The sequence below is a fragment of the Actinotalea sp. Marseille-Q4924 genome (genome assembly GCF_916618755.1).
Taxonomy (GTDB): domain Bacteria; phylum Actinomycetota; class Actinomycetes; order Actinomycetales; family Cellulomonadaceae; genus Actinotalea.
Window position 1 is genome coordinate 244,074 of sequence record NZ_CAKAKB010000006.1, and the last position, 22,751, is coordinate 266,824.

Consider the following 22,751-nt stretch of genomic DNA (forward strand, 5'->3'; position numbering starts at 1 on the left):
GAGGCGACGCGGTGAGGTGAGATCGGGGCATGGCGATCGTCCTGGGGGTACCGGACGTCGATGGGCTCGGTGAGGTCGTCGGGGTGCTGCGGGCGTGGCGGTCCGAGGGGTCGTCGATGCAGCTGCACCCGGGGGACCTCGGCTGGTTCTGGCGGTTCGGCGCCGAGGCGACAGCGGGGGCGGTGCGGACCTGGCGCCGGGGCGGGGACGTCCTCGCCATCGGCCTGGTCGACAACCCCGCGCTGCTGCGGCTCGCGATCGCACCGGACGCCGAGCAGGACGAGGAGCTCGCCCGCCGCGTGGTCGACGACCTGAGCGAGCCCGACCGCGGGGCGCTCCCCGCGGCCGACGGTTGCGTCGACGTCCCCGCGAGCACCCGCGTGCACGACATGCTGGACGCCCGCGGATGGAGTTCAGGCGAGCCGTGGACGCCCCTGCGGCGAGAGCTGCGCGACCGCGTGCCGGACCCGGGGCTGCGGATCGAGGTCGTCGGGCCCGACGCGGCGGCCCTGCGCGCGGCCGTGCAGCTGGCGTCGTTCGACCGGTCGACGTTCACCGTCGAGCGCTGGCACGCGATGGCGGCCGGGCTCCCGTACGCGGACGCGCGCTGCCTCGTCGCGTACGACGACGACGGCGCCGCGGTCGCCGCGGTCACCGTGTGGTCGGCGGGCCCGGGCCGCCCGGGGCTGCTCGAGCCGATGGGGGTCCACCGGGACCATCGCGGTCGCGGTCACGGCCGGGCGATCACCATCGCCGCCGCCGCGGCCCTGCAGGAGATGGGCTCGTCGAGCGCGATGGTCTACACGCCGAGCGCCAACCGTGCGGCGGTCGCGACGTACCTCGCCGCGGGCTTCCGCCCGCTGCCCGAGATCCACGACCTCTGCCGCCCCGCGTGAGGGGGGGCGCCGTCGTCGTCAGCTCGCGTACTGCGGGTCCGTCGGGGTGACCCACTGGACGAGCTGGTAGATCACGCCGTTCGGGTCGGCCATCTGGAAGTACCGCTCGCCCCACGGTTCGGTCTCGATGGGAGTCACGACGTCGACGCCGTCCTCCCGGAGCCGGGCGTAGTCGGCGTCGATGTCCTCGACGGTGAAGACGACGAGCAGCCCGTCCGCGCGGCCGGCGGCCGAGGCGGGCTTGAACGTCGGTAGGCCAGTGCGCAGGTAGACGAGGTTCATGCCGGCGTCGGGGTGGCTCAGCGACGCGAATCCGTCGGCGGACATCGCCTCGGTGAAGCCGAGGTGCTTCTGCGCCCAGGCGGCGGAGGCGGCGACGTCGGGCACGTTGAGCGAGATGGCGGTTCCAGTGATGCGCATGCGGTGATCTCCTGCCGGGTCGGTGGCGGAGCAACACTGTACGCTGTACGTCGTACGATGTACAGCGATTCGTGGCATCATGGCGGCCATGGCCGCGAGCAGCACCGGATCGGGCGAACCCAGCCGCACGCTCGCGCTGCTGTGGGGCGAGGCCGCCGCGTCGGGCCGGCGGGGGCCCGCGAGGTCGGCCAGTCTCGACCAGCTGGTCGACGCAGCCCTCGAGCTCGCGGACGAGCAGGGCCTCGCCGCGGTCACGATCCGCGCGGTCGCGCAGCGGATCGGCGTCTCCCCCATGTCCGTCTACACGTACGTGCCCGGCAAACCGGAGCTGCTCGACCTCATGGTCGACGCGCGCTACCTGCGGATGGGGCGCCCGCCGTGGGACGGCGAGCCGTGGCGCGACCGGCTGACCGCGGTCGCCGAGGTGAACCGGGCGCTGCTCACCGCACACCCGTGGCTGACCGAGGTCGCGGCGCTGAGCCGCCCGCCCCTCGGCCCCGGCGTCATGGCGAAGTACGAGCATGAGCTCGCTGCCTTCGACGACACCGGCCTGTCCGACGTCGACACCGACGCCGCCCTGACCTACCTGCTGGGGTTCGTGCAGGCGCACTGCCGCTCCGCGCACGACGCCGCACGGGTCACCACGGACACCGCCATGAGCGACGCCGACTGGTGGGCGGTGAACGCACCACTGCTCGAGCGCGTCCTCGACGCGGAGGCCTACCCCCGCGCCGCCCGGATCGGTTCCGCGGCCGGCGAGGCCCAGGGCAGCGCCTGGGACGCCGCTCACGCATGGCGGTTCGGGTTGGCTCGGACGCTCGACGGGCTCGCGGTCCTCGTCGATCGCGACGACTGACCTGCCGGCCGCGCCGCCATCGCGGTCAGCTACCAGGAGAGGGTCCGGAGACCGGGGACCGCGCGCACGGCCGCTTCGACCGTCGCGAGCGTGAGGTTGTCGACGAGCGCCTGGGCGACGAGGAGGCGATCGAAGGGATCTCGGTGGTCCCAGCGCATCGATCCGGCGAGGAGGGCGTGCTCCGTCCTGAGCGGCAGCTCCTCGACCTGCAGCTCGGCCACCCGTGCGGTCCAGGTGGCAACGAGGGCGTCGGCGCCCGGCAGTCGCCCCGAGCGCGCCTTGGTCGCGACCTCCATCGCGGACACGGCCGAGGCGAGGAGCGTCGTCGTCCCCGCAGCGAGGGTGCCGCGAACGTCCGGCGGGACCTTGTCCGGGGACGCGAGGAGCCAGAGGAGGACGTGCGTGTCCAGGAGGTACGTCACTCCCACGCGTCCAGCTCCTCCTCGTCCAGGGGTGCGTCGAAGTCGTCGGGCACCTCCAGAGCCACGGTTCCGAAGGTGCGCTGCCAGACCACGTCGATCGGGGCGAGCCGCGCGACCGGCCGTCCGGCCCGCGCGATGACCACCTCCTCGCCGCGCTCGACCCGGTGGAGGAGTTCGGAGAGATGGGTCTTGGCGTGCTGCACGTTGACCTGGGCCATGGAGACAAGACTAGGTTGACCAGACCTGCCTGACCACCACGACCCCCGACTGCATGCCAGCCGTGGAGGTGCTGACGTGAGCGGGACGCCAGCTCGGGGGCGGCGGCCCGGCCTCGGGTCTACTGTCCATGACCATGGGCAAGCCCACCGGAGTCACGTCCGAGGTCGGCCGGCTGAGCACGGTGCTCCTGCACCGCCCCGGCCCGGAGCTGCAGCGCCTCACTCCCCGCACCAACGACCAGCTGCTCTTCGACGGGCTGCCGTGGGTCGAGCGAGCCCAGGAGGAGCACGACGCCTTCGCCGACCTGCTGCGGGACCGCGGCGTCGAGGTGCTGCTCCTCGTCGACCTGCTGGTCGAGGCCCTGGCGGACCCGGCCGCCCGCGAGCGCGCCGTCCGCGACCTCGTCGACGAGCGGCGGGTCGGCCTGCACCTCGCCGACGCCCTCACCTCGCACCTGGCGTCGGCGGACGCGGAGACCGTCGCGGGCGCGCTCGTCGGCGGCCTGACGTTCGAGGAGCTGCCCGCCGCCGAGGGTGCGTCCCTGGTCCGTGCGATGCACCATCCCCACGACTTCGCCGTCGACCCCCTGCCGAACCTGCTCTTCACGCGCGACTCGTCGGTGTGGGTGGGGGACCGGGTCGCCGTCACGTCGTTGGCCCTGCCGGCGCGGCGGCGGGAGTCGGCGGTCCTGGACCTCATCTACGCGCACCACCCGCGCTTCGCCGGCACGCCGCGGGCCTACGCCGCGCACTCGGCGCCGCTCGAGGGCGGGGACGTGCTGCTGCTGGGACCGGGCGTCGTCGCCGTCGGGGTCGGGGAGCGCACGTCGCCGGCGGGGGCGGAGTCCTTCGCGCGGTCGCTCTTCGCCGACGGGCTCGCGCGCGCGGTGCTCGCCGTCCCCATCGAGCAGTCCCGGGCCACGATGCACCTGGACACCGTCTGCACCATGGTCGACCGCGACGCCGTCGTCATGTACCCGGCGGTGCGTGACACCCTCAGCGCGTACACGCTGACGCCCGACGACGGCGCCGCAGGGCAGGCGGGCAGCAACGGGCGCGGCGTGCGCGTCGCCGGCCCGGTGCCCTTCCTCGAAGCTGCCGGTGAGGCGATGGGGACTCGCCTGCGCGTCGTCGAGACGGGGCTGGACCCCGTGACCGCGGAGCGCGAGCAGTGGGACGACGGCAACAACACCCTCGCGCTGGCGCCGGGCGTCGTCGTCGCCTACGAGCGCAACGCCGAGACCAACGCCCGGCTCGCGGACGCCGGGATCGAGGTGCTGGCGATCGCCGGGTCGGAGCTCGGGTCCGGGCGCGGCGGGCCCCGGTGCATGTCGTGCCCGGTCGCCCGCGGCCCCGTGGCCTGAGGGCCGACGCCGGATGGGCCTCGCCGTCGTCGTCGGGGCGGGGATCGGCGGGCTGGCCGCGGCCGTCGGGCTGCGGCGTCGGGGGTGGGACGTCGTCGTGCTGGAGCGTGCGCCGCAGTTCGCCCCGGTCGGGGCGGGGCTGACCCTCATGGCGAACGGGCTGGCCGCGCTCGACGCGATCGGGGTGGGTGCGAGCGTCCGAGCGACGGTGCGGCCGTTGGAGGCCATGACGTTCCGCTCGCGGGGCGGACGGGTCCTCGTCCGGGCGGCGATGCCCGCGGACGCGCCGAGCTGCGGCGTGCACCGGGCGACGCTTCACCGGCTCCTCACCGATGCCCTGCCGGACGACGTCGTCCGGCTCGGCGCCGAGGTCACCGGCGTCGTCGGCGGGAGCAGCCCGGAGGTGACCTACTGCTCGGCGGACGGGTCGACGACGACGCTCCCGGCGAACCTACTCGTGGGTGCGGACGGCGTGCGGTCGCTGGTTCGGTCCGTCCTGTGGCCTGAGGCGCGCGGGCCGGTCGCCGTCGGCAGCACGGCGTGGCGCGGGGTGACGCGCGGCCCGACGCCGCTGCGCGACGCCGAGGTGTCGTGGGGGCCGGGGACGGAGGTGGGGCTCGTCCCGCTCGAGGACGGGCGGGTGTACTGGTACGTGTCCGTGACCGACGACCGGATCGGCTCGTCACGCCAGGGTGGGGCGCACGCGGACGCCTCCGCACTGGTGGACGGGTGGTACGCCGGGGTGGTGGACGCCGTCCCCGGCACCGACCCGGTGGCGGTGCTCCGGACCGAGCTCGTGCACCTGCGACCCGGCCCGGCACCGTGGGCGCGCGGGGCCGTCGCGCTCCTGGGCGACGCGGCGCACGCGATGCCGCCGTACCTCGGCCAGGGCGCCAACCAGGCTCTCGAGGACGCCGCGGTGCTGGCCGCCGTGGTCGCGCCGGACGACGACGTGCCCACCGCGCTGGCCGAGTACGACCGACGACGGCGCCCGCGCGCGACCCGGGTGGCACGAGCGGCGGTGCGCGCCGGGCGTACGGGGCAGATGGTGCGCTCCGCCGCGGCCGTCGCGCTGCGGGACCGAGCGATCGCGCTCGCACCGGCCGGGATGCTGACGCGGGCGATGGGTGGCGTCGTGCGGTGGCACGCCCCGGTTATGCCGGAGACGCGCTGACGGCGGGCGCGGGCCGCGGCTGCTGCCGCTCGTAGCCTCAGTTGGCGGCGACCCACATCAGGTTGAGCGGCACCCCCACCGTGACGAGCGCCGTGCCGATACCGGCGAGGATGCCGATGACGGCGAACGTGCGGACGTTGCTCGTCGGCGGGCGCCGGGCCTGGACCACGAAGCCGAGGACGATGGACGGCATCACCCACAGCGCCCCCAGCCAGGCGTCGATCGGACCGACGACGTACGGCTGGGTCGGTTCCGGCCCCTGACCGATGAGCGCCAAGATGATCGCCATGCCGCCGAGGACCTCGGCGATCCCTAGGCCGAGGGACCACGCGGCAAGGGTGACCGTTCGTCGCTCCCGCGGCGGCCACGGGACGAGCGGATGCCACTGGTAACCGTCCCACCACCAGCGTGTGCCGTTGGGCGTCGTCTGCGTGAGGGCTCCGTGGGGGGCGGTGTGCATCGCCATCGTGATCGCCTGCTGTCGCGCGTGAGGGCTCCGTCGCCTTCAGCGTCGAACGAGCCGGTGTGAGCGTCCAGAGGACTTGGTCCCTGACAGGCCAGCCCGGCGGCGTCGCCGATGTGCCCGCGCGCCCGCCCGACGCGGTAGGCCCGAGGCGAAGGCTGAAGCGACTCCGGCCTCGTTCCAGGCATCATCGTGTGACGGCTACGGGCATGTCTCGCCGATCTTCACCGCCCACACCGTGACCTGGGCTTCGACCGGCACGACCGTTCCGGCCACAGGCTCGTGGGAGCACACCACCCAGTTGCTGTCGTTGACCTGCATCCGGTCGAGTCCGGAAGCATCCTCTTGATCAATGACGTACGAGCCAAGGGACTGCAAGGTGTCTTGGGCGTACTGGAGGTTCTGACCCACGAGATCGGGCATCGTCAATGGCTCGACTTCTCGCGGCGTCTCCTCTGCCGCCGGGGCTGGGGACCCGGGCGCTTCAGCGGCCGCCTCGGCCGTCGGCTCTGTGGTGGGGGTGGGCGCCGGCGCGGGGGCTTCTGCTGTCACGGTGACCGTCGCTGGTGGCGCAGGGGGCGCCGCAGCGGTGCACCCAGCGAGCGCGAGCGCCGACAGCAAGACCGCCGGCAGCAAGACAAGAAGCCGAGTGGAGTGCCACGTGAAATCGCATACCCGTCGCGCGTCACCCATCACACTCTTCATTCGACCTGTCTCTCTCCGAGTAACCGTTAGGCGCTTCACTTCCCGACCGACGTGCTCGTCCTGCGGCTCTCTCCCGTAGGTTCCCGGCACGGTCCGTGCATCTCACACCACCCCCACCCACAGCCCGTCCCGCGCCCGCGTCATCGCGACGTACAGCTCGCGCCGCTCCCGCTCCCACTGCTCGCGACGGGTGTCGTCGGCGGGCGGGCCGGCCTCGGCGAGGTCGCTCGCGCGCACCTCCGGCAGCAGGACGTGCTTGAACTCCAGGCCCTTGGCGCGCTTGACGGTGCCGACCTTGATGGCGTCGGTGGGGGCGCCGTCGTACTCCGTCAGCAGCACGACCGGGGCGCCGTCGGCCCGGAGCGCCGCGGCCGCTCGCTCGACGGCGCGCCGGCTGCGGCACAGCACCCCGACGTCACCGGGCCGCGTGCCCACCTCGCGCACGACGGCGCGCGCCCGCGCCAGCATCCGCGCGTCGCGCTCCAGCGGGTTTCGGCACCGCTCGATGACCGGTTCCGGCCCCGTCCGCGAGACCGCCTGCGGGACGTCGCCGCGTCCGACGACGCCCTCGATGTCGGCGAACTCATCGCCGTCGACCAGGCGGGAGGCGAAGTCGAGGATCTGCGCGGTGTTGCGGTAGTTCACGTCGAGGACGACGCCGCGGCCGGCGACCGAGATCCCCACCTCGGCGAGCGTGTAGCCGCCGGGGTAGATGGACTGCTGACCGTCGCCGATGAGCGTCAGCGCGTCGGGCGCGTCGCCGACCAGCGCGTGCAGCATCCGCACCATGGCGCAGGACAGGTCCTGCGCCTCGTCCACGATGACCGCGGTGTACGGCTCCTCCCACGGCTGACGCCGCAGCTCGCGCTCGGCGAGGAGGACCAGGTCGGCGTAGTCGACCAGGTGGCGGCGGCGAAGCTCGGCGTCGTACGCGGTGTACAGCGCCCAGACGGCGCGCCGCTGCTCCACGCCGAGGCGGTGCCGGCGGCCGGTGCGGAGGAGGTCGAGGTAGGTGGTGAGGTCGGTGATGCCGCGCCCCTTGATGACGTGGTCGACCTCCTCCCGCCAGTAGCGCTCGTCGAGCCGCTTGCCCTGGCCGAGCGGTCCGGTGCGGCCGACGGCGGCCCACGCGGCGGCGAAGGCCTCGTCGACCTGCTTGTCGTTGACGCGGCAGTGCACGCCACGCGCGCTCAGGACCGTCCGGGCGAGCTCGTGGACGCCGGTGAAGTGGACGCGGTCGACGACGTCGGGCGCCATCCGCGTCAGCATCTGCCGCAGGACCGCCGGCAGCGTCCGGACGTACGTCGCGACGAGCACGCGCCCGGGCCGGGTCCGCGCGAGGTAGGCGGCGCGGTGCAGCCCGACGACGGTCTTGCCCGTGCCCGCCGCGCCGCGGATCCGGCTCGGCCCGTTGAAGCTGCGGCGCACGAGCTTGGCCTGGTCGGGGTGGAGGAAGGACATCCACTCCTCGATGGGGCTGGCGAGGATGCCCTCCATCAGGGCGGACTGGACCTCGTCCTCGGTGAGCAGCGCGTCCTGAACCGGCTCGGGCGGCGCCGGAAGCACCGGCTCCGGCACGGTGATACTCACCGGGGCGGGTGCCCCCACCTGCGGGAAGAGCGCGAGCGCGCGGGCGAGGACGGCGTCGACCTGCGTCGGCGTGAGGCGGGTGCCGTGGGAGGCGATGTGCCGCAGCACGTCCTTCTCGCCCACGATCCGCACGGTGTGGACCGACTCGTCGATCCCCTGCCGTCCGGCGAGGACGACGACGGGCCGCACCTCCCCCGGCGCAAGGCCCACCTCGGCGAGGTCCGCCTCGACGAGGTTGCCCAGGTCCGCGAGCGCGAGGACGTCGTCGGTGACGTCCTCCTGGCCGCGGTGGATCCGGCCGGCGTGGATGACGACGTCCTTCCACGCCTTGGTGTCGACGATGAACACCCCGCCCGGGCCGACGACGACCAGGTCGACCTGGGCGCGGCGGCTGCCGGGCCAGGCGCGGTCGGCGAGGAGGTGGTGCCCGACGGCGCTCAGCGGCGCGAGGGCCTGGGCGGTGCGGCGCTCGGTGACCTCGGCGACGGCGTAGCGGCCGGCGGTGGCGCGGGCCTCGGCGGCGGCTTGCGTGTGGGCATCAGCGAGCGCGAGCTGCCGGCGCGCCTCGGTACCGGCGGAGTCCCCTGCGGGCATGTGGCCCCCTTCCCTGGCGGAAGGATCGGCAGGGGAGGGGGTGCGGTTGAGCCTTCGTGTCCAAGCGGGGCGGCGTCGACCGCCAGGTCACGCGGTTGGCCTCACCTTCATCGAAGACACCCCGACTGGACCGGTCGCACACCACTCTGCGGGACGCCACTCTCCAGACTGGCTCCGACCGCAGACGCCGTCGGGTGGGCCGCTGGCATCATGAGCATCGCAGCAGATGACAAGGAGCCCCGTGGACGCCAAGACCTACCCGTTGCAGGAGATCCTCAAGCCTGAGCGCCGATACATCATCCCGACGTTTCAGCGCGACTACGAGTGGACGCTCGACGGTCAGTGGAAGCTCCTGTTCGAGGACCTGGAAAGCACGGCTGACAGGCTGATCGATGCGCGCGCGAGCCAGGGTGAGAGCTCTGCCCTCTTGAAGAACAAGGAGCAGAACGTCACACCCCACTTCCTCGGGGCGATCGTGTGCGCCAGCCTTCCGTTCGCTACTGGCGGTGTCGCGCTGCGCTCGGTGATCGACGGTCAACAGAGGCTCACCACGATCCAGCTCCTTGTGCGGGGGCTGCTGGACGTCCTCCAGGAGATCGAGTCCGACAGGCGCAAGTCGGTCCGCCGCATGCTCTTCAACCCTGACGACGTGGTGGACTCGCCCGAGGAGGTGCACAAGCTGTGGCCGAGGCGACGGGACCGCGAGGTGTGGCCCGCCGCGATGAGTGACGCGGTCCCGGCCTACGCCGGGAGCAACGACCACCTGTATCTGCGAGCACGTCGCTACTTCGCGGAGGCCGTGCGCGAGAGCGTGCGCAATGACGCAGGCGAGCCCGACCCCGAGCGACTCCAGGCTCTGGCGGACGCGTTGTCGAGCCTGTTCAAGCTCGTTGTCATCGACCTCGAGGACAACGACGACGCGCAGGTGATCTTCGAGGTGCTCAACGGACGGCAGACGCCGCTCGCGCCAATCGACCTGGTGAAGAACCTGCTCTTCCTCCGCGGCGAGCTTGCCGACGAAGACGTCGACCGGCTCTACGACACCTACTGGGCAGGCTTCGACGACGACTGGTGGAAGGCCGTCGTTGGTCGTGGCCATGCAGCCCGCGGGCGGCGCGACGTCCTGCTATCGGTCTGGCTCACCGCTGTCTCTGGCGAGGAGGCGAACGTGAGCCATCTGTACCGCGAGGCGCGGGAGTACCTTAACGGGTCGGACGCACCTGACACGGAGCACGTCCTGCGCGAGCTGAGCGATTACGCCAAGGCGTACCGCGCCATCTACGGCGCAGAGGCCGTCGATCCGCGCCTGCGCACGTCGTACGACAGGCTAAACGAGTTCGAGATCACGACGGCGGTGCCCCTCCTCGCCTGGCTGCGCATCGCATCGCCCGATTTGATCAGCCTCGACGACGAGGTGCGCGCCGTCCACGCAGTGGAGTCGTGGGCGATGCGCCGTTCATACGTGGGTTGGCAGACGCGTGGATACGGCACACACCTAGCTCGCGTCCTGCGCACGGCGAAGAACGCGTCCGTCGCGGGCAAGAACGTCGCTGATGCGGTAGTCGATGCGCTTCAGGACGGTGCGCTCGCCTGGCCCTCCGACGTTGAGGTTCGCGAGGCGTTTCGGACACGGCCGTTCTACAACGCCGTCGCGCAGTACCGCATCCGCGCACTGTTCCGTGCGATCGACGACCAGTTACGTAGCGAGGACCTGCACGAGCCGCCCGCGGCGATCGGCTTCGATGGCCTGCAGATCGAACACGTGATGCCACGTAGTTGGACGATGCACTGGCCGCTGATCGGCGGCGACGGCACTCCGGTCGATCCAGATGCCGGAGACGCTGCGTCCGTGCAACGAGTATTGGAACGTCGTCAGGCTCTCGATCGCTTGGGCAACCTGACTCTCGTCACGCAGGCGTTCAACCTCGACGTGTCGAACTTGGGGTGGGCCGCGAAGCGGCCAGAGTTCGCAAAGCAGGGCGCCCTCGTGATCAACAAGGGAGTCGCCGCCGTCGAAGACTGGACCGAGTCCGAGATCGATGCACGATGCGCCTTCCTCGCATCCGTGGCAACCCGAGTCTGGCCAGGCCCGGATGCTCTCGGTGGGACGGTGCGCGTGAGCCCCGCGCCGGCGCCGGACCGGCCTACGGCGGTCCGGGCGGAGCCTGCCGGTACCGGGTCTGACGCACCCGTCCCAGGACAGCCCGTCGGCTCCGTCGCACCCTTGGTCACAGCGCTCGAGACCGTCGGCATGCGAGTGGCCGACGCAGACGCACCATGGCCCGGCTGGGGGGTTGTCGTGAAGTGCATCGGAGGCAGCGCCTATCTCAATCGCACTAACGTTGATGTGCGGAGTGACCAACCCGGCCAGGTCGCGACATGGGTGGCAGCGGGGAAGGGAGAGGAAAGAGGCAGTTACCTTCGGATCGCGCTCCGATGACCAGGGCCGCAACTGCCGGACGTCCACGGCCGTCTTGGTCCGCGCGCACTCCGGGGCGAGTGTTCTTATCTACGGTCCTAACCTGCGCCCCTCTCTGACCTGCGGACATGAATCGATGCCGGTCCCGGAGTTGTCCAGGGAAGCCACCGCTCGGAAACGCTGACGACGCGGCGCGCCGTAGTACGCGTCCTTCACCATCTCGCAGTCCGCGGGCCCGGGACGCCGACACGCAGGCAAGTCCGTCGCCGGCCCCGGGCTAGACGATGGCCAGCGACCCCATCGGCGATCACGCCACCACCCACTCCTCCGCCTCCGCCAACCGCCGCCGCACGCCCTCTCCCCCCGCCCGCTCGATCTCCGCCCGCGGCCCGACGACGATGAGCTGCAGCCGCGCCCGCGACATCCCCGTGTACAGCAGGCTCCGCGCCCGCTCGGCCTCACGGAACCCATTGACGGCCAGCACGACCACCGTCCGCTCCAGCCCCTTGAACCCGAGCACGTGCCCGTAGAAGACGTCCTCCTCCGCCAGGAAGCGGTCCCAGTACTCGGCGTGGCCGACCATGTCGACTGCCAGCGTCTGCGCGGGGTGCCTGTGCCCGGTCGTGAGCAGCGCGATCTGCCCGGGGTTCCACCCCTCGTCCATGAGCCGCTCGACGGTGACGTCCGCGACGTCGATCGCGTCCTCGGCGGGCACGTCCACCACCCGCACCGGCGTCCCGACCGGCCCGCGCGGCTTGACCACCCCGTCGACGAACGCCCCGCATACCTGCGCGATCTGCCGCGTCGAGCGCAGGTTCTCCTCCAGCGGGACCAGCGCGAGGTCCACGGGTGCGTGCCCGTCTCGGTCGAACACCCGCTGCGCCTCGTCGAGGAACACGAACAGCCCACCGCGGTCCGGGTCACGCAGGCAGCGCAGCAGCGACGGCCACCACAGCTCGCCGAAGTCCTGGGCCTCGTCGACGACGACCGTGTCGAACAGCTGCTCGGGCACCCGAGCGTCGGCGAGCTCGGCCAACCGCAGCGGCAGGCGCCGCTCCCAGTAGTCGGAGTCGTCGTCGGCGCCCGGCTCGGCTCCCCACGCCAGCGGCAGGTCGTGGAAGAGCCCGACGTAGGCCGGCCGCTCCTTGCGGGGCCAGGTCTGCGTCACGCGCTCGAGGTACCGGCCGAGGCCACGGGAGTAGCACAGCAGCGCGACCCGCTCCCCCTGCCGCGCCCGACGACGCGCCTGCTCCAGCGCCAGGAATGTCTTGCCGCTGCCCGCCCCGCCGACGACCTGCAGGCGGTTCATATGGCGCAGCACGTCCAGCACGTGCGCTTGGTCGGCGGTGAGGTGGTCGATGCGGTCCTCGTGCTGCGCCGCGAGGCTGAGCAGCTCGACCTGGGCCTCGAACCCGCCGGCCAGCAGGTCGACCAGCGCGTCGACGTCAGCCTCGTCCGGCACGCCGTGCCCGGCGCCGTGCTCCTCGATCGCCCGCTTCACGCAGAAGGCGACGCTGCCCAGGTCGTCCCGGTCGACGACGACGGCGCGCGGTGCCTCCGTGGTGGCGAAGTCGCGCGGCACGCGGCTGTGCGGGAACGCGACCATGTGGACGGCGCGCGCGTGCTGCGCCGCGAGTCCCCGCTCCCGCAGGAGCGTGGTGAGCGTGTGCCGGGCACCCTGCGCCTGGCGAACCGGGTCGATCGGGTGCGTGTCCGCACCGCCGCTCTGCCACCACTGCCCGTCGCGGTACGTGACGTGGCCGCCCTTGACCTCGACGACGGCGAGCCCGACGCCCGGCCACGCGACGAGCAGGTCGATCTCCCGCTCGTGGGACCCGTGGAGGAGATTCACCCGCGCGAACAGCGCCGCGTCGTCGGGGAGCTGGTCGCGGAGGTGGTCCCAGACCGTGCGCTCGGCGTCACCACCGGCGTCGAGGAACGCCGGCGTCTCAGGGTGGAGGCGGGGCACGTGTTCCTGTCTATCGCGGGTCACTTAGCGGACGGTTCCGCCACGCGGGCGGCGCGGCGTCACCGCTCGGCCGCGAGGACGGCAGCCCGGATCCGGTCCCGCAGGTCCTGCAACTGGGCAAGAGCGGCACGCAGTAGGTCCGGACCTTCTGCGCCAGCAGCCCAGTCGATCGGGATCGCGCGTCCGTTCGGGTCCTCACGTACCCGGCCGGGCGCCATCTGCTCGAACACCTCCCAAGCCATCTCCACGTACGGGCACCACGGGGCACACGGAGCCAGGCCCAGGGCAGCGGCTCGTCGTCCGAGGTCCGGGCACCGATCGCCGTGGACACGTAGGTTGCGAGCGGCGGCACACCCATGTAGCGCACCACGCGATAGTCGGGATCGTTCGAGATGCGCTGGGAGACGCGGCCCGCCGTGGCGCTGCGACCCAACTGGTCCACGAGGTGCTCGATGTCCGCCAGGCGCCGGTCCGAGCTGTCCACCATGTCGGCCGGGGCGATCGGTGCGATCCCCGCAACGGCGGGGAGGTACTGCAGCAACCGGTCCGGCGCGTCTTCGCTCCAGGCCTGCTGCGCTCGGACGACGGCGTCCCGCGCCGCCTCGGCGTAGCCCTCGATGCGGGCGCGTACCTCCGGCACCATGACAGCGCCCGGAACGCCGAGGGGCATCTCGAGTGGGACCAAGGTTGCGTCGTGTCGCTCCTCGGCGCGCCCGGCCGACATGGCGGCGACCGCCTGCGCCATGACACGGCCGTACGGCGTGTCATGCGGGACCACGAGCCATGGCCACGGCCGCGGTGCGGTCGAGTCCTTCTCCGTCAGCCCCACGCCGACCGCGAACACCCCGCCATCAGGCGTCACGGCGACGTAGCGGCGCATCTGCATGCCCGGCGCCCGCCCAGCAGGGAGGCGGTGCCCGAAGATCCCGGACGAGGCGGCGTCCAGCACCCGCCACACCGGGTCCGTCCTGAGGTCCCGGATCCGGCCGTCGTCCCAGAGGTCGTCCTCAGTGAGCGGCGGCACATCGAGGGCTTCATGCGCCTCGAGGAGGCTCCGCAGCTGGGCGAGGTCGCCGCTGTCCGGTAGTTGCGCCTCGAGCGCACCGAGGACGTCGTCGTAGGTCCAGACGGCGAGACGAACGGGGTCGTCGCAGTGGACGTGCCGGTACTCCGCAACGACGCGGTCGCCGTGGGCGCGTCGGGCCTGCGGGAGGAGCGCGACGAGCAGCCCACCGTCCGCCGGCAGTCGGGACCGGTAGCCGCCGAACTGCGCGTAGGTGAGCGCGTCGCCGAGCTTCGCCTCGACGACGACGTGCGCACGTGACGGCGTCCCCCAATGGCACTCGAGATCCGTGCGTCCACCGTCGGCACCCGCCACCTCGGTGAACCACCGAGTCCCATGGGATGGTTCGAGGCCTGCGCCCCGCACCAGCTGGTCGAGAGCGCCCGACGCTCCCTCCAGTCCGAGCACCCATGCGATGCCACGGGTCAGCGCGACCTCCGGCTGCGCCAGGACGCTCGCCGTCACCAGCGCGGCGAGGAGCCCGTTCGGCTCGTTGTGGACGTCATCGTCGGCCCGCATGTCGTGAACGTATCCCGGCACCTTTCGCGGCGGCCTCCCTTCACGCGAACATCTGCGTGACCGTCTCCTTGAGACCTTCAGCACGAGCGCACATCGCGCCGACGAGGACGTCGACCGTGTCGTCGTTGAACCCGTCCACCGGCACGAAGTACTGGAGCGTCACGGCGACGAGGCCGTCTTCGGTCACGTCGGCGTCGAGCGCACCGACGATCGACTCACCTGCTTGGGTGGCGACCCACCTGTACAGCGCGGGGGATGGCTGAAGGTCCGATCCGACGGAGGCCCGCAGACAGACGAAGCTCACGCCGGCCAGGTCGATCGCGGACACGAAGATGTGTACGCCGGACTCGAAGGACATGACCAACACGCCCTGGAAGTCGTGAACGACCCAGTCGTTCCGCTCGAGGATCCACTCGATGTCTGCCATTGCGGTCGTGCTCATGCCACCCCTCCACGGTGTTCACGCGGCTTCGCTGCCCTATCGGCAGGTCGCGGCAGTCAGACAAGGTCCGCCCCCCGCTTGCCAGGCACTGGTTCGTCCGAGCGGGTGACCCGCACGCAGGCGGCCGCCTGACAGCCCTACCGAACCGCCATGGCGTGTGCTGAGCTCACCCCATGGCAGGGGAGATCCGGGCGTGGAGCTGCTTCACCAAGGGCGACGCCGAGGACGCGACGCAGCTCTACCGCGACAAGACGGGCCGCCGGTACGCCTACGACTCGAACGTCGTCAATCACAGCAACGTCCACGAGGGCGACATCCTGATCCTCCGCGACGCCCATCTCGTCTACGGGTACGGCGTGGTCGAGTCGATCGACCGAGCACCGGACGTCAAGGTCATGGACCGATGCCCAGAATGCGGTTCGGCCGACGTGAAGCGGCGAACGAGGTCGCTGCCCCCATGGCGGTGCAACGACTGCAAGAACACGTTCGAGGCGCCCGTACCGACCCCGAAGGACGTCATGACGTACTCGGCGTCGTACACGTCCTGGTGGTTCGAGTTCCCGTCCCCGGTACCGGTCCGAGCCCTCGAGCCCGTCTACGCGGGAGCGGACCAGCAGAACGCGATCCGTCGCCTGGACGTGGCCCAGGCCCTGGCACTGCTGCAGTTCCACGGTGGGGTCGAGGCCTTCCTCCACGTGGAGGTGCTCATGCGGAAGGCGCCGCTCGCGGCCGGCCACGTCGAGCGGCTCGTCAAGCAGCGGGTCGGCCAGCAGCGATTCCGCGAGCGGATGCTGGACCGGTTCGGCGCGACGTGCGCCCTCACCGGTGACCAGCCGGAGTCCGTCCTCGACGCGGCACACCTGTACACGTACGCCGAGCGCCCGGTGCACGAGGACGACGGCGGCCTGCTTCTCCGCGCAGACGTCCACCGTCTGTTCGATCGGCTCCTCGTGACGTTCGAGCCGTCGACCTGGACCTCCAGGGTGGCGCCGGTCGTACTGGCCGCTCATCCCTCCCTCGAAGCCCTCGAGGGTCGCCGCATCACCGTGCCTGAGCGCCTCAGACCGCGAACGGAGCTCATCGAGGAACACCACGTCGCCGCCCGGTCGAGGTGGCACGACCTGGAGAAGGTCAGCGGGCGCTGAGCAGTTGCTCGCCGATCGCCTTGGCCAGCGGGATCGGCACCGCGTTCCCGATCTGCCGGGCGATCGCGACCTTGGACCCGACCCATCGGTAGTCCAGGGGGAATCCCTGCAGGAGTGCAGCCTCCAGGTGGGTGATCGCCCGGTCGGCCTCGGGGTGGAGGTACCGACCCTTCTCGGGCTTGAAGAACTCGGTGCGGATCGTCACGGACGGCTTGTCCCATCGGAGGCGTCCCATGACGTCGGCCGATCCGCTCCGGTGGTTCACCCAGCACGGAGGCAGCAGCTTCGGGTCATCGATCTGGAAGCGGTTCCCGCCCTCCTTGATGAGGGCGAAGCGAGCCAAGGAGAGCTTCGAGTAGTTCCGGCCGAGGTGGAGCTCGATCGTCCGGAACGGACCCGGCAGCCGCTTGTTGCCGACGGGAGCGGTTCGAGGCGGTAGGTCGATCCCGTCGACCTCCGCCGCCAAGCCACGCAACGCTTGACCCACCGTCCGGTGGCGGCCCTCGAACTTCTTCTCCGGCCATCCGGGGAAGTCGAGGTCCTTGCGATGGCCGATCAGGACCACCCTCTTGCGCGCCTGCGGGGCTCCGTAGTCTGCGGCGTTGAGGACATCGGCCAGGACGCTGTACTTCTCGAGCAACCCGCCGGGCTCGGTCGCGGCGACGAGCTGCTCGTACTGCGCCGACTTCAGAAAGGCACCGACGTTCTCCAGCACGAAGTACTTCGGTCGTGCCCGCACGATCGTCTGTGCGTACTCGTGCCACAGGGAGTTCCGAACGTCCTCGGCGTCCTGCTTCCCGAGGGTGGAGAACCCTTGGCACGGCGGACCACCGACGACGACGTCGACCCGCGGCACCTCGGCGTCCCGGAGCCAGTCCTGGATGGGACCGACGAAGACCTCGGTGTCCGGGTGGTTCAGTTGGTACGTGGCCGCAGCGGCGACGTCCATCTCCACGGCGGCGACGGTGCGGAAGCCCTTCGTCAAGCCGAGTCCCGTGCTGATGCCGCCCGCACCCGCGAAGAGATCGAGGACCGTCAGCGCCGCCGCGGGGAGCTCGTCTCCGTCAGCAGGCGCAAGGTCTGGGGCGGAGGAGCTCACAGGTCGCACGATAGGTCCGGCCACCCACACGCCCGCGGCACCACGCCGGCGGATCATGGTGAGGGCTGAGACGACGGCTCGAACCCGGAGGTGGCGACGCCCGTGCCCCATGACCCTGCAGCGACAGCACCGGTGCCCCACTCCCCCGCGGTCTCCGCTCGCATGTCCCGTCAGGCCCGCCGTGACACGGCTCCGGAGGTCCTGCTCCGGCACGACCTGCATCGGCGTGGCCTCCGCTTCCGCGTCGACCACCCCCTCCCCGGGCTCCCCCGTCGCCGTGCCGACGTCCTGTTCCCGCGCGCCCGCATCGCCGTGTTCATCGACGGGTGCTTCTGGCACGCATGCCCGGATCACGGCACCCAGCCCGTCAGCAACGCCGCATGGTGGTCGGCGAAGCTCGAGCGGAACGTCGCGAGGGACCGGTCCACCGATGCTCACCTGGCAGCCATCGGCTGGACGGTCCTGCGCATCTGGGAGCACGAGGACCCGTCGATGGCGGCAGACCGCGTGATGGTGGCATGGGAGCGGACAAGAACCGAGGGAAGCTGAGAGCATCCCCTCATGGACTCGATGTCCCGTGCCGATGAGGGCAGGGGACGTGAGGCGAGGGGATCCACGACGTGGCGTTGCGGTGGCAGTTCGAGCGGCAGAGCCCTGCTCATGCCAACTTCGGCAACGCCAACCAGTGGACCGTCGGCGCCGGCCTGACGTCCCTCGCTCGGGAGACCGCGCAGAACTCCAATGACGCAGCCCTACCCGGAGGCGCAGTCGAGATCGTCTACACCCTGATCCGCCTCACCGGCGGCGACCGGCGCGCCTTCGAGAACGCGCTGGGCTGGGAGACGGGCCTCAAGCCCCACCTCGACGCCATGCGTGCCGCGTCCCGCGGCGCCGTTTCGGCGAACCAGCTGATCGACGGCATGGAGTCCCTCCGCCACGCCGAGTCACTCGTCCTCCTGCGCGTCGCCGACTACGGCTGCCGCGGGCTGGGTGGGCCGGAGTTCGCCGACGGCGATCCGGACGACTTCCGCGACTTCGTCAAGCTGTGTCGCCTGGACCTCTTCAGCGGGAAGGACGCAGCGGCCGGCGGCTCCTTCGGACTCGGCAAGGCGGTCTACTGGCGGTTCTCGCGGCTCCAGACGGCCCTCTTCGGGTCGAGGACCGCCGACGACAACGGCCGCGGACGCACCCGGCTCTTCGGCGTGCAGCAGGGCGTCTCCCACCACCGCGACGGCGTCCCGTACCAGGGCAGGGGCCACTTCGGGGTCGTGCCGGACGGCGAGGACCTGGTCCGGTCGCACTGGGCCGACGACGAGCTCGTCGCCGCGCTGCACCTGACCCGCGAGGACGACCGCCCGGGGACGTCGGCCCTGATCGTCGGCTTCTTCGACCCCGAGGACCCGACGTCGGCGCTCGACGGTCGACGCGACCTGACCCGACTCGCGACGGAGCTCCGCCAGGGCATCGCGGAGAGTTTCTGGCCGGCGCTGGCGCGGGGTCGGATGAGCGTCCGGATCGACGTCGTCGACGACGGCGTGCTCGTGCAGCAGGACCGGGTCGACGCCGAGGAGACCTTCACCGAGCTGGTGGGCGCCCTCCGCGCCTACGACGAAGGGCGCGCGCAGGAGACGCTCGAGGAGGTCGGCGACGTCGTCGTCCGCGACGTCCCGATCCGTGTCCCGCGTCGCCGGAGGCCCGACCATCCCGCGTTCGAGCACACGGCCAAGCTCGTCGTCACCCTGTCGGACGACGTCAAGGACAGCCTGGAGAACCAGGTGTGCCTGTTCCGCCGTCCCGAGATGGTCGTCGAGACGCTCACCCCGCCGCCGGTCGAGGGCGCGATGTTCCACGCCTTCCTCCTGGCCGGTGGAGCGAAGGACCCGGAATCGCCGACCGCCGAGGACCTCCGCGCCGACGACTTCCTGCGCCATGCCGAGCCCCCGCCGCACGACCGCTGGATCCCCCGGAGCGGCCGCAAGCAGGTCAGCCAGGTCAACCTCAACGGCGTCTACGTGGCGCCGTGGCGCCGGAACCTCACGGACATCGAGCTCGACGTCGCCCGCGCACTGCAGGACCTCTTCGGACCGCCGCCACCGCCACCGGACACCGCTCCCCTGTCCGTCCTTAAGCATCTGCGGTTCCTCCGCGGACAGCCCGGGGAGGGCGGTGGTCGCGGACCCGCCGCGCCGCGGAAGCCCACCGTCGCGATGGACTCCGGCTGGGTGGAGGAGGGGCGGTGGGTTGTCGACTTCACCGTCAGGGCGCAGAACCGGGACGAGGGCTGGTCCGTCGTGCCCGAGCTCGCGCTGGTCGGCCTGGACGGGTCCCGCCGTCACGTGACGTGGGACGGACCACTGGAGGTCCTGTCGCGGGAGGGCGGGGCGGCCGATGGCCGCGTCTTCCTCCCGGCCAAGGCCAACGCGCGGGTGGTGAGAATCCTGGTGCGGGGGGTCAGCACGGCAGAGCTGCCGATCCCTGCGGAGGAGTCCGCTGTCGAGGTCGTGCTGGGTGCCCTCGGGCCCGCACCGGTGGGACGGGACGCATGATCCCGCTCTACCCGTGGCCGACCTTCCGCGAACCGTGGCAGCTGGATCTCCGCGAGCCGACGTTCGACGGGGTCGCCCGCAGCGACGTGCTGATGCCGGATCATCGCCGGCTGCGTTCTGACCTGGTGGCCGACTGGGCGATCTGCGCCCTCGAGGCCGTGGCCACCGCTCCGTCCGCGGGTGGTGCTCCCCGTCCCGACGCCGCTCACCTCCTCGTCTCCGCGCCCCGCGCCCAGACCCGCCTGCCTCTCCCGCTCTCCCCGGACGGTGCTGGCTCCTGGCGCGCGCGCGTCGAGCTGCCGCAGGACCTGCTCGCAGGCATCGCGACCGTCACCGCCGAGCTGACGGCGGTCCTCGACGGTCGCGTACGGTTCCTCGGACGGTCCGAACCCTGGTCGGTCGTGGTGGACCCGAGTGACGCACCGGTCCCGGTCGGAGCACCACCCTTCCCGATGGTGTGGGTCGACTTCGGTGACCCAGGAGCGCCGGAGCTCGCCAGGCGCTCTCCGGGCGCGCCGGCGGTCATGGACCTCTCGGGCTCACCGACGCTCTACCTCAACGACGCCATGCCGGGGCTCCACCGGCTCCTCCACGCCGACACCGCGCGGGGCGAGCGCCGGCGGGCTCGCGACCTCATGGGGGCGGAGGTCGCCCGGATCACGCTGACCGCGCTGGTGCGGGCAGCCGCCGCGGACCTCGAGGCGGACGACGACGGCGTCGTGACACCCGCGGATCAGCTCCTGCGTCAGACCCTCGAGGGCGTCGCGGGAGTGATGCGATCGACCAGTGGGATCGACGAGCTGTGCCGCCGGATCGTCGAGGCCGACACCGGCCCGGCCATTGCCCGCGCGAACCTCTGGAGCGAGATCGACGGTGCCGTCGCGCGCCTGGCCGGGCTACCCGACTTCCAGGCCTCGCTGAGCGAGGAGGCCCGCAATGCCTGACGTGCTCCATACCTTCACGGCGCCGGTCGATGCGCAGGACCGGGCTCGGATCGTCGAGGACCCGGCCTGGCTCCCGGCCGGCGCGGGGCCGGTCACCCACCGCGACGGGTCGCCCGTCCCGCTCGCCGCTTTCGCGGACCTCATGGCGAACTGGGCGGACCATCGTGACGCCGGTCGGTGGTCCGCCGATCGCGCCGAGAGCGACCGCTGGCTCGCCCCCAGGGTGCACTGGGCGCTACGGCTCACCCGGGCCCAGGCCGGGGACCGCCAGGTGTGGCTCTGGCTCGCGCTGCAGTGCGCGGACTACGTCCGATGGCGGTGGGACGGCGACAAGGGCGTGACCGAGGACCGCTGGACCGGGGCCGTCAACAAGCAGGCGATCGCCCGCCTGTGGTGGGGCGGCGAGCTCTTCCGCGACGGCTCGGACTACCGGCCCGTCGTCCGCGCCTTCGTCCGGCAGGACCTGCCCAACTCCTACCTGCACCGGCCGTTCCTCCGCTGCCGGCCGCTCGCCCTGGCACTCCTCGAGGTCGCCGCACCCGAGGGGCGGGAGGAGGAGGTGTCCGCCGACGACGTCAACGACCTCGCTCGCGTCGTCAATCTCGCGACCGCCGGCGCGCCGCCCGAGGCCGAGGTCGGCTACGCGGCCGACGACGTCGCGGGCTACGTGAGGTGGGTGCGCCAGACACCCCAGCAACCGTTCGGCTGGGACGTGCTCCCGGACGGCCCGTCGTGCGTCGACACCACCGCCGAGGCCATGACGGCCGCAAACGGCATCGCCCGACGCTGCGCCGGCTACGCCCGCACGACCGCCGAGGCACGCTGTACCCGCTCTTCGCTGCGTCGGCGGTCTTCCGCTGCCGACAGCACGGACCTCGTGGAAGACCGTGTGGGTGCCTCGCCCTACGCTGCCCCGGAGCACGAATCCACAGGCCCGCTCAGGCCGGAAGGAATCCCCAGGTGACGCGTCGCAAGCTGATCGAGGTCTCCCTGCCCCTGGAGGACATCAATCGTGCGCTCAAGGCGGAAAAGGCTAGAAAAGTCGGCAAGCCGCAACATATTCATCACTGGTGGGCTCGCCGCCCAATCACGGCTGCGCGCGCCGTTCTCTTCGCCCAGCTGGTTGACGATCCATCCTCGAATCCGGATAGATTTCCAACGGAAGCCTCAGTCCGCCGAGAGCGTGCGCGCCTGCATGACCTGATAAGGCGACTCATTCAGTGGGATGCGGTCAACGACCGAGCACTGATGCGCGAGGCGCACGCTGAGATCGTGGCGTCGATGGGCACCGCTCCTACCGTCCTCGACCCCTTCACCGGTGGCGGCGCAATCCCGATCGAAGCGCAACGCCTTGGCCTTGGTGTCGAAGCGAGCGATCTCAATCCCGTTGCGGCCATTCTCACGCGCGCACTGGTAGAGATCCCTCCAAGGTTCGCCGGCAACCCTCCGGTCTCCCCTAGCAGTGCTGGTCGGGACCTGAACACGTGGCCTGGTGCAACCGGCCTCGCGGAAGACGTCCGGAGATACGGCGAACTGCTGCGCGAGCGGGCCAAAGTATGACTGCGCGAACACTATCCAAACGCGACTCTCCCCGACGGCAGCAGCGCCGAAGTGATCGCTTGGCTATGGGCCCGGACGGTCAAGTGCCCGAATCCCGCGTGTCGCATGGAAGCTCCACTCGTTCAATCATGGCTACTCAGCAGTAAGCCCGGGAAGCAAGTTCGGATCCTTCCAAAGGTCGTTCCCGCTGCCACGGGAGCGGGACGGGCTATCGAGTACACGATTTGCCATAACCAGCAGGCGACCGCTCCGGGGACCGTTAGCGGTTCGGGCGCTCGCTGCCTGGCCTGTGACTCCTCTATCGAACTGAAGTACATTCGCAGCGAGGGCCGCGCTGATCGAA

General features: G+C 71.5%; 21 protein-coding genes. 11 read left to right on the plus strand and 10 right to left on the minus strand.

Translation table 11 applies throughout. The annotated features are described in order from the left end of the window. Positions 1-29: 29 nt before the first annotated feature. Positions 30-896 (plus strand): GNAT family N-acetyltransferase, encoded by an 867-nt coding sequence (locus LG379_RS16210; RefSeq protein ID WP_225755626.1) that lies wholly within the window; start codon positions 30-32, stop codon positions 894-896. Between the two features lie 18 nt (positions 897-914). Here the strand turns inward: LG379_RS16210 and LG379_RS16215 are convergent, their stop codons facing one another. Beyond that, positions 915-1,316, minus strand: a complete 402-nt coding sequence (locus LG379_RS16215; RefSeq protein WP_225755627.1) for a VOC family protein — start codon at positions 1,314-1,316, stop codon at positions 915-917. An 88-nt stretch (positions 1,317-1,404) separates the two neighbouring features. Here LG379_RS16215 and LG379_RS16220 point away from each other — a divergent pair, with 88 nt between their 5' ends. Then, positions 1,405-2,172 carry a TetR/AcrR family transcriptional regulator gene (locus tag LG379_RS16220; RefSeq protein ID WP_225755628.1) on the plus strand — a complete coding sequence of 256 codons (768 nt, stop codon included), beginning with the start codon at positions 1,405-1,407 and terminating at the stop codon, positions 2,170-2,172. Positions 2,173-2,201: 29 nt separating this feature from the next. Here LG379_RS16220 and LG379_RS16225 read toward each other — a convergent pair whose 3' ends face one another. Beyond that, positions 2,202-2,600, minus strand: a complete 399-nt coding sequence (locus tag LG379_RS16225; RefSeq protein WP_225755629.1) for a type II toxin-antitoxin system VapC family toxin — start codon at positions 2,598-2,600, stop codon at positions 2,202-2,204. Then, positions 2,591-2,812, minus strand: coding sequence for a type II toxin-antitoxin system Phd/YefM family antitoxin (locus tag LG379_RS16230; RefSeq protein WP_225755630.1), 222 nt, complete (start codon positions 2,810-2,812; stop codon positions 2,591-2,593). Before LG379_RS16230 ends, LG379_RS16225 begins: the two co-directional genes overlap by 10 nt. 134 nt (positions 2,813-2,946) lie before the next feature. Between LG379_RS16230 and LG379_RS16235 the strand changes: the two genes are divergently transcribed. Beyond that, positions 2,947-4,176 carry an arginine deiminase gene (locus LG379_RS16235; protein WP_225755631.1) on the plus strand — a complete coding sequence of 410 codons (1,230 nt, stop codon included), beginning with the start codon at positions 2,947-2,949 and terminating at the stop codon, positions 4,174-4,176. Positions 4,177-4,189: 13 nt separating this feature from the next. Further along, positions 4,190-5,350, plus strand: coding sequence for an FAD-dependent monooxygenase (locus LG379_RS16240; RefSeq protein ID WP_225755632.1), 1,161 nt, complete (start codon positions 4,190-4,192; stop codon positions 5,348-5,350). 37 nt (positions 5,351-5,387) lie between these two features. On the opposite strand, the gene LG379_RS16245 is transcribed toward LG379_RS16240, so the two are convergent. The 3 genes from LG379_RS16245 to LG379_RS16255 form a co-directional block, all read right to left on the minus strand. Continuing rightward, the gene (locus tag LG379_RS16245) at positions 5,388-5,816 is read right to left on the minus strand and encodes a hypothetical protein (RefSeq protein ID WP_225755633.1); all 429 of its coding nucleotides are present in this window, start codon (positions 5,814-5,816) and stop codon (positions 5,388-5,390) included. Positions 5,817-6,014: 198 nt separating this feature from the next. After that, positions 6,015-6,236 (minus strand): PASTA domain-containing protein, encoded by a 222-nt coding sequence (locus tag LG379_RS16965; RefSeq protein ID WP_255632955.1) that lies wholly within the window; start codon positions 6,234-6,236, stop codon positions 6,015-6,017. Between the two features lie 384 nt (positions 6,237-6,620). Then, positions 6,621-8,702, minus strand: coding sequence for a UvrD-helicase domain-containing protein (locus tag LG379_RS16255; protein ID WP_225755635.1), 2,082 nt, complete (start codon positions 8,700-8,702; stop codon positions 6,621-6,623). Positions 8,703-8,943: 241 nt separating this feature from the next. On the opposite strand from LG379_RS16255, the gene LG379_RS16260 reads away from it, so the two are divergent. Next, a complete protein-coding gene (locus LG379_RS16260; protein ID WP_225755636.1) occupies positions 8,944-11,142 on the plus strand; it encodes a DUF262 domain-containing protein in 2,199 nt (732 codons plus the stop codon). Positions 11,143-11,428: 286 nt separating this feature from the next. Here the strand turns inward: LG379_RS16260 and LG379_RS16265 are convergent, their stop codons facing one another. Genes LG379_RS16265 through LG379_RS16275 form a run of 3 tightly spaced genes read right to left on the minus strand, consistent with a single transcriptional unit; the run spans position 11,429 to position 15,114 of the window. Then, entirely contained in the window at positions 11,429-13,090 is a 1,662-nt protein-coding gene (locus tag LG379_RS16265; RefSeq protein WP_225755637.1) for a nuclease-related domain-containing DEAD/DEAH box helicase, read from the minus strand. Positions 13,091-13,100: 10 nt separating this feature from the next. Continuing rightward, positions 13,101-14,672, minus strand: coding sequence for a hypothetical protein (locus LG379_RS16270; protein WP_225755638.1), 1,572 nt, complete (start codon positions 14,670-14,672; stop codon positions 13,101-13,103). 40 nt (positions 14,673-14,712) lie between these two features. Then, positions 14,713-15,114 (minus strand): hypothetical protein, encoded by a 402-nt coding sequence (locus tag LG379_RS16275; protein ID WP_225755639.1) that lies wholly within the window; start codon positions 15,112-15,114, stop codon positions 14,713-14,715. Between the two features lie 173 nt (positions 15,115-15,287). Here LG379_RS16275 and LG379_RS16280 point away from each other — a divergent pair, with 173 nt between their 5' ends. Then, positions 15,288-16,259, plus strand: coding sequence for an HNH endonuclease (locus LG379_RS16280; RefSeq protein ID WP_225755640.1), 972 nt, complete (start codon positions 15,288-15,290; stop codon positions 16,257-16,259). On the opposite strand, the gene LG379_RS16285 is transcribed toward LG379_RS16280, so the two are convergent. Next, a complete protein-coding gene (locus LG379_RS16285) occupies positions 16,246-17,358 on the minus strand; it encodes a DNA cytosine methyltransferase (protein ID WP_225755641.1) in 1,113 nt (370 codons plus the stop codon). The genes LG379_RS16280 and LG379_RS16285 overlap by 14 nt on opposite strands. A gap of 162 nt (positions 17,359-17,520) precedes the next feature. On the opposite strand from LG379_RS16285, the gene LG379_RS16290 reads away from it, so the two are divergent. The 5 genes from LG379_RS16290 to LG379_RS16310 all read left to right on the plus strand — a co-directional run bounded on the left by LG379_RS16290 (position 17,521) and on the right by LG379_RS16310 (position 22,408). Beyond that, complete coding sequence (locus tag LG379_RS16290; protein WP_225755642.1) at positions 17,521-17,907, plus strand: very short patch repair endonuclease; 387 nt, start codon at positions 17,521-17,523, stop codon at positions 17,905-17,907. Between the two features lie 71 nt (positions 17,908-17,978). Continuing rightward, entirely contained in the window at positions 17,979-19,904 is a 1,926-nt protein-coding gene (locus tag LG379_RS16295) for a hypothetical protein (protein ID WP_225755643.1), read from the plus strand. Beyond that, positions 19,901-20,848, plus strand: a complete 948-nt coding sequence (locus tag LG379_RS16300; RefSeq protein WP_225755644.1) for a hypothetical protein — start codon at positions 19,901-19,903, stop codon at positions 20,846-20,848. The genes LG379_RS16295 and LG379_RS16300 overlap by 4 nt, the downstream gene beginning before the upstream one ends. Next, entirely contained in the window at positions 20,841-21,812 is a 972-nt protein-coding gene (locus LG379_RS16305) for a DUF6339 family protein (RefSeq protein WP_225755645.1), read from the plus strand. Before LG379_RS16300 ends, LG379_RS16305 begins: the two co-directional genes overlap by 8 nt. After that, entirely contained in the window at positions 21,809-22,408 is a 600-nt protein-coding gene (locus LG379_RS16310) for a DUF1156 domain-containing protein (protein WP_225755646.1), read from the plus strand. Before LG379_RS16305 ends, LG379_RS16310 begins: the two co-directional genes overlap by 4 nt. The last annotated feature ends 343 nt before the right edge of the window (positions 22,409-22,751 follow it).